Origin of the sequence: Priestia abyssalis, assembly GCF_002019595.1 — a bacterium.
Lineage (GTDB): Bacteria > Bacillota > Bacilli > Bacillales > Bacillaceae_H > Bacillus_BA > Bacillus_BA abyssalis.
Window position 1 is genome coordinate 3,249,213 of record NZ_KV917369.1, and the last position, 13,045, is coordinate 3,262,257.

A 13,045-nucleotide genomic window follows, 5' to 3' on the forward strand; every position below is an offset into this window, starting at 1 on the left:
TATTGATTAATTACAAACCTTTCCAATCCGCAGGGCGTTTTTCTAAGAAAGAGCTCAACCCTTCTTTCGCATCTTCCGAACGGAATAATAAATTTTGCAACTCGCCTTCGTAGCGGATCGCTACATTTAATGGCATTTCTTTTCCATTCATGATGGACAACTTGATGTTTGATGTGGCGTAAGTTGCGCTATTTGCAATCTTTCTGGCATATTCTAACGTTTTCGCTCTTGTTTCTGCTTGCGGGTACACTTTGTTTACAAGACCGATTTCTAATGCTTCCTGCGGTAATAGTGTGTCCCCTGTGATGTTCATGTCCAATGCGCGAGAGAATCCTACAAGACGCGCCAAACGCTGCGTTCCGCCTGTCCCGGCTAACACACCAAGGGATACTTCAGGAAGCCCGATTTTTCCTGCTTCGTCTCCCATGAAGCGAAGATCACACCCAAGGGCCATTTCCAATCCGCCGCCCACTGTATGCCCTTCCAAGCAAGCGATGTAAATTTGCGGTGAACGGGCCATCTTGTCCAATGTTTCGTTGCAGAATAAGCAGAACTGGGTTTTAAAGCGCGGCTCTGCTGCTTTTAAGAAGTTAATATCCGCACCCGCTGAGAAGAATTTCGGCATATCACTTACTAGCACGACGACTTTGATTTCCGGGTCGAAACGAATTTCATCGATGGCTGCATTCAAATCTTGATAGAATGCAAGGCTGTAAGAGTTGGTTTTGTTAACATGAAGATGGATTTCAGCCACCCCATTATCCTTTACGATGCTTAAGTTTTGTTTTTTAGTTGTCGTTGCAGTTGTCATTAAAAATTCCTCCTCTATTATCTTTATAATAATTGTTATAACCGCCTCAATAATGTTAACTATATAAATTCCACTTAATAACTCGACACATCTTCATTCCATTAAGAAGCATTTACAATGGGTGATCCAGACAACTTGAATTCGCCCTCAAGGGTTCACCTATGCGGATGGCGCCAACCCCGCAAGGGGGGTGTCAGCCGCTTAGGTCTAGAAAATTTGACATGGTTGCTCTTTGACCATATTGAATTTTCTAGATGGATATATATTATGAGTAGTTAGGTTGCCGCTTTTCTCCAAATGCAGCCAAACCTTCCAATCGATCAGAATGTGTGATGGTTTTCTTATAAGCTTCCCATTCCTTTTCCAGTCCTTGCTTCAATTGATTTTGGGCAAAGCTGTCAACTGCCTGTTTCGCTAATCGTATAGAGTTTGAAGAATTTTTTGCAATGTCCTCCGCTATTTTAAGCGCTTTCATTTCTGATTTACCCATCGGACAAATTTCTTCAACTAACCCTGCTTCAAGTGCTTCCTTTGCGTTTAATTTGGCTGCTGTATAAATCATTTTTTTGGCTTTTCCTATTCCAATTAGTTGGGGAAGTCGCTGGGTACCGCCCGCCCCCGGAATAATTCCCCACGAAACTTCCGTCAAGCCGATAAGTGCATCCTCTTCCATCACCCTTAGGTCACAAGAGAGTGCAAGTTCACATCCTCCTCCTAAAGCTAGTCCTTTTATTGCAGCGATGGTCGGCATAGGTAAAGCGGCAATTTCATTAAATGTTTCCCTTAACAATCCTACATATGATACAATTTCCTGCTCATTCATCGTTTGCCTTTCTTTTAAATCTGCCCCTGCACAAAATGCTTTGCTTTCACCCGCCGTAAAAATGACTGCACTGAGATTCTGATCGTGTTGTAAGCGCTTTACCTCATCAGCTAAATCTCGAACCAAAAATTCGCTCAGCGCGTTGGCGCGAGCAGGATTGTTAAGCTTTACAATCCCAATATGATCCTGAATTTCAACAATAACTCCTTTAGAAGACATGCTAATGACTCACTCCACACTAACAAGATTTTGAATATTCAACTCTCTTAATCGCTCGTGAAATTTACTGGATAGTTGTGAATCTCTTAAAATATAACCTTCGTCCATAAGCTCCGCTGTTTGTTCAACAGACTTTAGCCACGCTTCCGCTTGAGGAATGACTTGATCTAAAGATTCTCTAAACTTCCTCGGAACCGCACCTTGATCTTTCAGCAGCTGCTGCGCCCAATGCCTGGAATAAACAATGTGCTCTTTCTGTTCTCTGATCAGCTTGTGAACACGTGCTGCTACTTTGGAATGGCTGGAATCAAGTATGGATTTTAACACTGCATCTACAGCGGTATTCACTGTATATGCAGCAGCGATAAGTGAAATCCAATCATGAACATCTACTGCACCTTGAAAAGCTTTTCCAGTCTGGCTCCCGATTTCCGGCTTTTTTCCTGTCAACTCTTTCAAATCAAAAACCCAGTTATAGAGTAATCTTGCATGACCCAATTCTCCTTGAGCCATGGCAATGGCAGCAAGAGTTGCTTCCAGATTCGGCCCGCTAACTCCAATTTCAACTAAACGATCGCCAAGTACATATTTGTTATCTGCAATCGTTTCAACAAGTTCAATAAATGACTTTACACCCGCTGTCTGTCCCCCCATCTTCATCAAGCTCCTTCCTTTGCAAATAACCCTTCAGGCTTTCTTACCCAATTTAAGTGATTCCTTTGAACAACACACATTTCAACCCAGTCTTCTTCATCGTAAGTGAATGTTGCATATACTGTTGCTAACTCCTCTGTCTCCGCTTCGACTGTACCGATATGCGTTAAATTATCTCCGCGTTTAATGCGGGTAAAAATATCAAAGGTCAATCGTTTTTCATTTTGTACACTCATCGTGAACTTACCCCCCAATGCTTCATTTTCTCGCGGGCCTCCGGACTTAGACGTTCCACTGTCCATGGCGGATCCCAGACGACTTGAATATTAACTGCTGTCACCTCCGGCTCTTGCAGCAGCCGGTTTTCAATATCGCCTTGAATCCATTCCACACAGGCACAACCAACTGCCGTAAAAGTCATCGTAACATTGATAACGCCTTTATTTTCTTGAATCTCATAGATAAGTCCCATATCGACAACACTGATCGGAAACTCTGGATCCATAACCTCTCTTAAAGCATCCCAGTACTTTTGTACGCTTGAAATAACTGTTTCCATCATCCCACCTCTTTTCGTAATTCTTCTAGTTGTAAAGCTCCTTTTTGTATTCTCTCAACAAACTGCTTGTTTTGAGGACCGCGTTTTTTGAAGCGTTGAATGACATTTTCCCAAGTATCTGGTTGATCAAATAGCCATTTTTTATTTTCGATATCAAATTTACATGGGAAAGGAACATTAATGACGAATCTTTCTAATTTTTCATCGTAATGTGCTGGTACTTTTACTCCGATGGTTTCACAGAAAGGTACGGCTGTAGAAAGCCATTTCTGACGAAGTTCGTCATTCGTTCTGCCTTTTAATTTATATTCCAACTGCTGGGAACGGCTCTTTAGATTATCCTCTACACCGAAGAACTCCAATGCCATTAGAAACATCCAATCAACAGCGCGTTGAACTTCCTCTCTCAACTCCGGTTTTTCCATCGCAGATTTCATGATGATTTCACCATTTCGCAGGTGAAACAACTCTTCCTTGTCTACTTTAAGCAATGCCCTTCTCCAAGGACCGTATGAAGTATGCTCACCGGCATCTCCTAACAACGTATATCCAGCCCGGTCAAATAAAGCATTGAAAACACCTAATTCAATCCAGTTTGATAATTCAAAATCAAATGCATAAGGGTTTTTCCAGCGGTTTGGAGCACGGTTATATAACAACTCCTCTGTATCTTCTCCTAAGTCTTTTAATAAACGATAGGCAATATGAGCGTGCCCGATTTCATCTTGCATGATCGCTAAAGCTGTAATCTTGTTGTTTAATGTAGGAGCTTGATCATAAACCGTCAATAATGGGGGAACACTTAGCAGTTCCGTATCCCCAACAATCACCAGCGTCTGTTTCAGCGCTTTGAGATACTCTTCATTCATATCCTCTAAACCTTCAACCATAAAACCTTTATTCACCTTTTCTTTTAAAAGTGTTGAACTTTCCATCTTTCCACCTCTTTTTCCATTGTATTTGTATTATGTTTTTTAAATCATCGTTTCTATAACATAATATTAAATGACTGCATTATCGCTGTCAATATTTAAATAATAAAAATTCAAACAATTTTTACAAATCCTCTCCCAGGATAAAATTACAGATAACCACATGAGATCTGAATATATATCCGAGATAACTAAAAACACTGTAAAATCAAGGATTCTTCAGAATTCATTTAGAAATTCGAATCTCATTTCACCTTATTCTTGAATATGAAAAAAATATGCAGCAACATTAAAAAACGATCATTAACATCTTTATGAGATAGATAAACCACCCTTAATACCACCAAAAAATATAAACGTATTCAAAACGGTCGTAATAATTGCATAAAATAAAAGAGCGTATAGCAAACGCTATACGCTCGTGTGAATTATTATTTTTCCCCTCATTAACAGACAGTAAGGCTCCCGCTTCAACACTTAGCGCAATCAAAAAAGTTAAGTGAGGGATAACTGCTCGAAGCTAACTGCGGCTCTCTTTTTAAGCTAGACCATGCATAAGTTAGGCTGGTATTGTATAATTTCCCCATTCGTTATCTTTACAAGTTTTTCGGTTGAGACAAGAAATTCTAAATGAGCTAAAGTTTCAGCCATGGCAAATCTCCATTGATGAGGAGTTAAGTTTTTATGGCCAAAAACCCCCTCGGCAACTTGATAAGCCGTTTGACCTTCTTTGACAAGGGCAAACATTTGGTCCAATCTATTTTCGTGATGAAGAATAATGTCATCAATTCTTTTAGAAAGGTAACGAATGATGCCTCCGTGGGCCGGAAGAGTCATATGTACATCGAGGGAACCCACTTTATTTAAGGAATCGAAATAGTCTCGCAGCGGATTTGAACGGCATCCGGGCCATAAACTAATATTAGGGGTAATCTTATCTAAAACATGATCTGCCGCTAATAAAAGCTGTTTTTCCGGTTGATAAAAACAGATTAATCCATCACTATGCCCCGGTGTTGGAATAACCTTCCATACCCACCCACCTAACGTGACTTCCTGATCATTTAATACAGTTAGACTGGGCAAAGGAAGAACATGTTTCTTTAATTTCTCCATGTGCTCCTCGATTTGATCCGCCAAATCTTCCGGCACTCCATTTTGTTTGCACATGACAGCAATGTGACTGGCCTGCTTACTGTCGTCATCTCCCCAAACACGGTTAACCATTGCAAAATCTTCAGCACTAATAAATACTGGGGCACCCGTTACCTCTTGCATCCACCCGGCCAATCCGAAATGATCAGGGTGAAAGTGGGTTATATAAATAGAACGAATCTCCTTCGGGTCCAATGATAAATAAGAAAACGCCTGATTCCACGCTTCTACTGCCTCCGGATAATGGAAACCTGCATCCACCACGCTCCAACCGTCCTTTTCTTTAAAAAGATAACAGTAAACATATTTCATTGGAAAAGGGACCGGTATAGGAACCCGATAAATGTTCTCCTCTATATGCTGAATATCCAAAATAACCGCCCTCCTACGAATTTTTCCAGACCGGTTCTCTTTTTTCTACAAAGGAATGGAGACCTTCTTGAGCGTCATTAGACGGAATCAAATCCCGAAAATAAATCTGCTCCACTTTTCCAATTGAGGAAGCAAAGCTGGAAGCCATCGCTTCACGGACAGCTTTCCTTGTTAAAGAAAGTGCTAAAGCGCTTTTATTTTTCAAATTGCTTACTAACTGTTGGAGAACTGATTCCAAGTCTTCCGGCGAAACGACGCGATTGACAAAACCCCATTCATACGCTTTTCGGGCGTCAATCGTTTCTCCTGTTAGGAGTAATTCCATCGTTCTATTAAAGCCGGTCAACCAAGGGAACGTCACAATCGAAACAGGAGGGAAAAGCCCTAGATTGATTTCAGGCTGCCCAAATTTAGCCTTTTCCGTTGCATACACGATATCACAGAAAGTCGCCAATTCACACCCGCCGCCAAGAGCCGCTCCTTCAACAACCGCAATAGTCGGACAAGGAATTTCGATCAGAAGGTGAAACATTTTATGAAAAGCATGGAGCATGGGTTCTGCTTTATCTCCCATATGATCTTCTACAGAAGCCCCCGCAGAAAACGCTTTTCCTTCAGCACGAATCACTAAAGCATGCAAATTTCTATGACTGCGGATACTAAAAAGGGCATCTGAAATCTCCTCCATCATTTGAATATTCATAACATTCACTGGAGGACGGTTTAAAGTAAGATGAGCAATTCCTTCTTCCACATAAAAATTTATGGTTTCATAGTTGCTGTTCATATGTTTCCCCTTTCTCCCTACTCTTTTTCTTTTTTCACTCCACTACGTTCTTCTCCCCTTCAACAAGCATCGGACCTAACGTTTAAACAATGGAGATAAAAGGATTAATGGCCCGATCTCTATTGGAAACATACTCACTGTCAGGGGCTTGTTCAAACAATGTTTCAAAATACCTGATGGCTGGCACAGCTAATAGCTGATGAACATTGAAAAATAATTCTCTTGCTTTCGATCCGCTCCAATCCGCCGGAAGGAGATCTGTAGGAAAATCAGGGTCTAAGAATAAAAATTTCCGATATTCATGAACAAGAATTGTCCGTTCTATAAAGCACTCTTCGTCTGTCAAAGTATTATTCCAGGCCCGTTCCTTTAAATCTTCAAACTTTTTACGATAATCTTCAATAAAAACATCGTATTCTTTTGCTATCTCAGGCAAATTCCATCCTTTTTCAATAATGGATTGATTATCATGCGAGACAATGGAACTGGATGTAAAGAGAATAATATAATCTTCTAAATGATACTCTTTTATTAATTCCATAATCTGTTTTTCCATCGGGTTGGGGCTTGCCCATGTACTGTTGGAAATCATGCCAAATCCTGTCCAGCTTAATTCCTTACGAATTTGATTCCTCAATTCCCGCTTCTCCTCCGGAACCGAATAAGTCAAAATTCGCCAATAGCCATCCCATTTAAAATTCCGAATAGAGTATACCCTTGAGACCCCATCCAGCATGCTTCTTTTCCCTTTATTAGTTAGAGAGTAATAGCTCTTATTTCCAATTTTCCTCACTTTAAGAAAGTCTTGCTGCACCATCCGAAGGGTGGCCCCTCTAATGGAGGATTCCGAAATCCCAAAATGGGACATCATCCGAATTAAACTCCCAATCCACACCTCCTCACCATAATGTTGAATATACTCGCCATAAAGTGTAAACATCAGTGATCTTGGTTTCATTTTTTCCACCTATCTTACTTTCCAAGTTTTCTCCTATTATCACCGATTGGAATAAAACTTTACAAGCTTTTTCTCTTTCACACATATGGAGAGAACAGAAATTCAATATGTCTAATCAAAAATTGCGAGTGATCCCATAAGTTCGAGATAGACAGCTAGAATCGTCTTTATCCTGCATTAACCAGGCAAATAAGCCCCCTAAAGATAAACGTTTTCTCGATTTAAAGGACCCGGCAGGAAATCCTTCATCTATCTATTTCACTTAATAACTCGACACATCTTCATTCAATCAAGAGGCATCACAATCGGGGATCCATACAACTTGAATTCGCCCTCAAGGGTTTACCTAAGCGGATGGCGCCAACCCCGCAAGGGGGGTGCCATCCGCTTAGGTCTAGAAAATTGGACATGGCCGTTCTTTGGTCATGTCCAATTTTCTAAATCGATTTATATAGTTGGATTTCTTGCACCGGGTCCCTTCAGGGGGACGACTTAAAAGATATGGTTTTCTACCTTTTAGATCATCCCCTTATTCACAAAATCGAACGCTACTTTCCCTTACAGGCCTTTCCAATCAGCAGGGCGTTTTTCTAAGAAAGAGCTCAGCCCTTCTTTCGCATCTTCCGAACGGAATAATAGATTTTGCAACTCGCCTTCGTAGCGGATCGCTACATTTAATGGCATTTCTTTTCCGTTCATGATGGACAACTTAATATTTGATGTGGCGTAAGTTGCGCTATTTGCAATCTTTCTGGCATATTCTAACGTTTTCGCTCTTGTTTCTGCTTGCGGGTACACTTTGTTTACAAGACCGATTTCTAATGCTTCCTGCGGTAATAGTGTGTCCCCTGTGATGTTCATGTCCAATGCGCGAGAGAATCCTACAAGACGCGCCAAACGCTGCGTTCCGCCTGTCCCGGCTAACACACCAAGCGATACTTCCGGAAGCCCGATTTTTCCTGCCTCGTCTCCCATGAAGCGAAGATCACAGCCAAGGGCCATTTCCAATCCGCCGCCCACTGTATGTCCTTCCAAGCAAGCGATGTAAATTTGCGGTGAACGGGCCATCTTGTCCAATGTTTCGTTGCAGAATAGGCAGAACTGGGTTTTAAAGCGCGGCTCTGCTGCTTTTAAGAAGTTAATATCCGCACCCGCTGAGAAGAATTTCGGCATATCACTCACTAACACGACTACTTTAATTTCTGGATCGAAACGAATTTCATCGATGGCCGCATTCAAATCTTGATAAAATGCAAGGCTGTAAGAGTTGGTTTTGTTAACATGAAGATGGATTTCAGCCACCCCATTATCCTTCACAATCGTTAAATTTTCCTTTTTAGCAGCTACAGCTTCAATCATTGGTAATTCCTCCCTATTCCTAATATGTTTTTTTGTTTATCGTTTATATTTCATAATATACATAATTTTCTTTCTATTAGCAATAGTTTTTTATATATTTTTTTGACGATATTTTAAAAAACATAATATTATAATCCGAGTAAATTTAACGGACGGCTGCCAATATAAGAAACGACACTTTTTGTTTCTGTGTAAAGATCGAGTGTTTCAAGTGATAATTCCCGCCCAAATCCGGATTGCTTATATCCCCCAAACGGCGTGCCGGGAAATGCTGAAATCGGTGAGTTGACCATGACAATACCTGCACGGATGGCAGCAGCGACACGATGCGCCTTTCCATGATCGTTCGTCCAAACGGCAGAACCTAAACCGAAAATGGTATCATTAGCCTGGCGAATGACATCTTTTTCGTCATTAAATTTCATCACTACTACAACGGGACCGAAAATTTCCTCCTGGGCAACCCTCATATCATTCGTTACATTCCCGATCACCGTCGGCATATACCAATGCCCTTTTTCAAACTCCGGACCTTCAGGACGCTTACCGCCATAAAGAATTTCAGCCCCTTCTTCAACCGCTACTTTTACATAGCCGTCAATGACCTGTTCATGGCTTTCAGAAATGACAGCTCCCATATGAACGCCTTTTTCGAACGGATCCCCTACACGTATACGTGAGGCTTTTTCAAGGAATTTCTCCATAAACACATCGTAAATTTGTTCATGAACAAATAAACGTGAGCGAGCTTCACATGACTGCCCTGTATTATAGAAGATCCCATAAAGGGAACCATCTACCGCACCATCTATATCGCAATCATCAAATACGATGTTCGGTGATTTTCCGCCCAGCTCTAATGTGATCCGCTTTAAAGTGCCAGAAGCGCGTGTCATAATATCTTTCCCGGTCTCTGTCTCCCCGGTAAATGCGACTTTATCAATTCCCGGGTGTTCTGTCATATAAGGACCAATTTCTGAGCCGCTTCCTGTAATAACGTTAACGACCCCTTCAGGCACACCAGCCTCATGACAAATCTCCGCCAACATATAAGCAGTGATTGGAGTATAACTGGCCGGTTTTAATACAACCGTACATCCAGCGGCTAAAGCGGGAGCGATTTTCCACGCCGCCATCATCAAAGGATAGTTCCACGGGATAATCTGTCCGCATACCCCAACAGGCTCTTTGACGGTATAGTTAAAGAAACCATTCGGCACAGGTTTGGTTTCCCCGCCTAATGTAACGGCAGCTGCAGCATAAAATTCAAAGTCCTCAATTGCCTGATTGATTTGACCCTTTGCGGCATCTACAGTCTTCCCGCTATTGAGCACCTCTGCCTTAATCAAGTCTTCAAATCGGGCTCTCATGATATCGGCAATTTTATTTAATAGACGCGCTCTTCTAGCTCCTGTATACTTCGGCCATTTACCTGACTCAAACGCATTACGGGCTGCTTCTACCGCTTTGTCTACATCTTCTTTCGTTCCCTTTGCAATCGTCGCGATCACTTCGCCCGTAGCAGGATTATGTGTTTCAAAAACTTCTCCGTTGCTGCTGTCCACATATTGACCATTAATAAATAATTGATAATGATTTTTCATCGTATTTATCCCCCTTATAATTTTTCAATGATTGTGGCAATCCCTTGTCCGACTCCGACACACATCGTGGCAAGTCCATAACGGCAATCTCTTCGTTTCATTTCATGAACAAGCGTGGTCATAATACGGGCACCGCTGCAGCCTAATGGATGACCTAAAGCGATTGCCCCACCATTTACATTCACTTTGTCCATGTCAAAGCCAAGCTCTTTAATACAGGCCAGCCCTTGAGAAGCAAAGGCTTCATTAATTTCAATTAAATCCAATTGACCCACAGATAATCCCGCCCTCTGCAAGGCTTTTTGCACAGCTGGAATTGGTCCAATCCCCATATAGGATGGATGAACTCCGGAAACAGCTGAAGTGACGATCCGGGCCATCGGTTTTAAACCCAAATCCTCGGCTTGGTGCTTCTCCATAATTAACAGTGCCGATGCTCCATCATTAATCCCTGATGAATTCCCCGCCGTTACAGTTCCTCCCTCAACAAAAGCAGGCTTCAACTTAGAAAGGACTTCAAGCGTTGTTTCTGGACGCGGATGCTCGTCTGTATCAAACATAATTGCATCTCCTTTACGCTGAGGGATGCTGACAGGAACCAGTTCATCCTTAAACCGGCCACTTGCAATTGCTTGATGGGCTTTATTTTGACTAAGCAGTGCCAGTTCATCTTGTTCTTCCCTTGAAATTCCGTACCGAACGGCAACATTTTCAGCCGTTTCTCCTAAACTAATGGGCGGATACTGCTTAGCCAAAGCAGGATTGACTAAACGCCAGCCAATAGTCGTATCCTCTAAAGCCGGCTTCTCACGCATGCCACCAAGCTGAGGCTTCATCATGACATAAGGTGCACGTGTCATGCTTTCCGTTCCCCCTGCAATAAACACGTCTCCAATATCCGCTTTTATCGATGAATACGCATGGATAAGCGCTTCCAATCCAGATGCACAAAGACGATTGACCGTGACGCCGGGCACCGTTTCCGGCATACCGGCCAATAACACGGACATGCGTGCTACGTTACGGTTATCCTCACCGCCTTGATTTGCACAACCAAAAATGACATCTTCTACAACAGAAGGATCTATCGGGTTTCTTTTCAATAATTCCCGAAGGACATGTGCCCCTAAATCATCAGGACGCACATTTTTTAAAGCCCCATTGAACTTTCCAATGGGTGTTCGAACAGCGTCGATAATGACTGCTTCTCTCATTCTATCTTCCTCCTCACTTCTCAATCTCGTAGTTATAAAAACCCTTGCCGGATTTTCTTCCTAACCAGCCGGCATAAACCATCTTCCGCAATTTCGGAGCAGGCCGGTAGCGTTCTTCCCCAAAGTCTTTGTAAAGCCCCGCTAAAACTGCATACACATCATCAATTCCAACTTCATCCGCCCAGGCAAGAGGGCCCATCGGATAGTTCGTTCCTTTCATCATCGCCGTGTCAATGTCTTCGGCACTAGCTACTCCTTCAGTCAGGGAAAATACGGCTTCATTAATAATCAATGACAAAATCCTCGGATAAACCAATCCCACTCCATCTTCAACGATTTCAACTTCTTTACCGAGCGGCTGAAGAAATTGCCGAGCCTGATCCAAATAAAGAGAATCTGTCTGAAGAGCCGGCGCTATTTCAATTAACTCTGCATCCTGCCAGGGAGCAAACGAGGCAAATCCTACTAAGCGTTCCGGACATTTTAGCCATGAAGCGCATTCAGTTGCTGTTACCCCGAGACATGTACTGAGAATGAGAACATCATCGGCAATAACCTGTTCAATCTCCTGAAGATTCTTCTTTTTTTGATTAATATCAAGATTCGTAGTTTCTATGACAAAATCGATGTTTTCTACTCGTTCTACCGGAACAATCTCCAATCCGCTTTTCTGCAGCCCGGCCGCAATAGATTCCTTTAATGTGCCTTGGCCTGCAACCATTCCTTTTAGCTTCGTTTTAGTTTTCATAATGGTAATAACCTGCACCAACCTTTCTTCCTAACTTTCCTGACTGCATCATTCGCTGTTGATAAAAGTGAGGACGAAACCTGCCTTCTCCAAAGAAACCTTGATAGACGGATTCAGTCGTAGAGAAATTAATATCTATGCCAATTAAATCTTGCAGCTCGAAAGGACCCATCTTGAACTTACCAGCCTTTTTCATGATGCGATCAATTTGGTCAAAAGCCGCTAAACGCTCGCCGTAAATTTTTAATGCTTCATTATAATAAGGACGGGCCACCCTGTTCACAATAAATCCTGGTGTATCTTCACAGGTAACGGGTACTTTCTGAAGTCCAGAAGCAAATTGGACAAGATTTTCAATGATTTCATCAGCGGTTTCCACTCCCCTAATCACCTCGACAAGCGGCATTAAAGGGACGGGATTGAAGAAGTGCATACCAGCGACTCTTTCCGGCCGGCGTGTAATACTCGCAATTTCTGTTATGGAAAAGGAAGAAGTATTTGTCACTAAAATGGTTTCCGCAGAACAATGCTCGTCAAGCTTCTGAAAAATCTCCTTTTTAATCCCTATTTTTTCTGAAGCCGCCTCAATAACAAGGTGACAGCTTTTCAGCTCACATAAGTGAGTACTTGTCTGAATTCGTTTTCTGATTTCTTCTAATTCATTTTTTGATAACTTTCCTTTTTCTACCAATCTCTCAAGACGGCCCATTATTCCGCTTAATGATCGACTGACAATTTCTTCATTCATATCAAATAGCAGAACATGAAAACCGCTTTGGGCAACCACCTGTGCAATGCCGGCACCCATTGTGCCGGAACCTACCACACCTACTGTAGTAATTGACATTTC

The 13,045-nt window shown here is 42.1% G+C and carries 14 protein-coding genes; all 14 read right to left on the reverse strand.

Annotated features, from left to right (window positions below; translation table 11 throughout):
* Positions 1-10 precede the first annotated feature (10 nt).
* Positions 11-811 (reverse strand): enoyl-CoA hydratase/isomerase family protein, encoded by an 801-nt coding sequence (locus BK575_RS15615; RefSeq protein ID WP_078411380.1) that lies wholly within the window; start codon positions 809-811, stop codon positions 11-13.
* 265 nt (positions 812-1,076) lie between these two features.
* Complete coding sequence (locus BK575_RS15620) at positions 1,077-1,853, reverse strand: enoyl-CoA hydratase-related protein (protein WP_078411382.1); 777 nt, start codon at positions 1,851-1,853, stop codon at positions 1,077-1,079.
* A gap of 9 nt (positions 1,854-1,862) precedes the next feature.
* Entirely contained in the window at positions 1,863-2,507 is a 645-nt protein-coding gene (locus BK575_RS15625) for a Phenylacetic acid catabolic protein (RefSeq protein WP_078414818.1), read from the reverse strand.
* Positions 2,508-2,512: 5 nt separating this feature from the next.
* Positions 2,513-2,743, reverse strand: coding sequence for a hypothetical protein (locus BK575_RS15630; protein WP_078411384.1), 231 nt, complete (start codon positions 2,741-2,743; stop codon positions 2,513-2,515).
* A complete protein-coding gene (locus tag BK575_RS15635; RefSeq protein WP_078411386.1) occupies positions 2,740-3,066 on the reverse strand; it encodes a metal-sulfur cluster assembly factor in 327 nt (108 codons plus the stop codon). The genes BK575_RS15630 and BK575_RS15635 overlap by 4 nt, the downstream gene beginning before the upstream one ends.
* A complete protein-coding gene (locus BK575_RS15640) occupies positions 3,066-4,001 on the reverse strand; it encodes a Phenylacetic acid catabolic protein (protein ID WP_078411388.1) in 936 nt (311 codons plus the stop codon). The genes BK575_RS15635 and BK575_RS15640 overlap by 1 nt, the downstream gene beginning before the upstream one ends.
* A 540-nt stretch (positions 4,002-4,541) precedes the next feature.
* Positions 4,542-5,528: an MBL fold metallo-hydrolase gene (locus tag BK575_RS15645; protein WP_235867492.1), complete on the reverse strand. Its 987-nt coding sequence runs from the start codon at positions 5,526-5,528 to the stop codon at positions 4,542-4,544.
* Between the two features lie 10 nt (positions 5,529-5,538).
* The gene (locus BK575_RS15650) at positions 5,539-6,312 is read right to left on the reverse strand and encodes an enoyl-CoA hydratase/isomerase family protein (RefSeq protein ID WP_078411390.1); all 774 of its coding nucleotides are present in this window, start codon (positions 6,310-6,312) and stop codon (positions 5,539-5,541) included.
* 82 nt (positions 6,313-6,394) lie between these two features.
* Entirely contained in the window at positions 6,395-7,270 is an 876-nt protein-coding gene (locus BK575_RS15655; RefSeq protein WP_078411392.1) for a PaaX family transcriptional regulator, read from the reverse strand.
* Positions 7,271-7,828: 558 nt separating this feature from the next.
* Entirely contained in the window at positions 7,829-8,626 is a 798-nt protein-coding gene (locus BK575_RS15660; RefSeq protein WP_078414820.1) for an enoyl-CoA hydratase/isomerase family protein, read from the reverse strand.
* Between the two features lie 131 nt (positions 8,627-8,757).
* On the reverse strand, positions 8,758-10,233 hold the full coding sequence (locus BK575_RS15665) for an aldehyde dehydrogenase family protein (RefSeq protein WP_078411394.1): 1,476 nt from the start codon (positions 10,231-10,233) through the stop codon (positions 8,758-8,760).
* 14 nt (positions 10,234-10,247) lie between these two features.
* Entirely contained in the window at positions 10,248-11,447 is a 1,200-nt protein-coding gene (locus BK575_RS15670; RefSeq protein WP_078411396.1) for a thiolase family protein, read from the reverse strand.
* Positions 11,448-11,460: 13 nt separating this feature from the next.
* Positions 11,461-12,195 (reverse strand): 3-hydroxyacyl-CoA dehydrogenase family protein, encoded by a 735-nt coding sequence (locus tag BK575_RS15675; RefSeq protein WP_078414821.1) that lies wholly within the window; start codon positions 12,193-12,195, stop codon positions 11,461-11,463.
* Complete coding sequence (locus tag BK575_RS15680) at positions 12,185-13,042, reverse strand: 3-hydroxyacyl-CoA dehydrogenase NAD-binding domain-containing protein (RefSeq protein WP_078411398.1); 858 nt, start codon at positions 13,040-13,042, stop codon at positions 12,185-12,187. Before BK575_RS15680 ends, BK575_RS15675 begins: the two co-directional genes overlap by 11 nt.
* Positions 13,043-13,045: the final 3 nt, after the last annotated feature.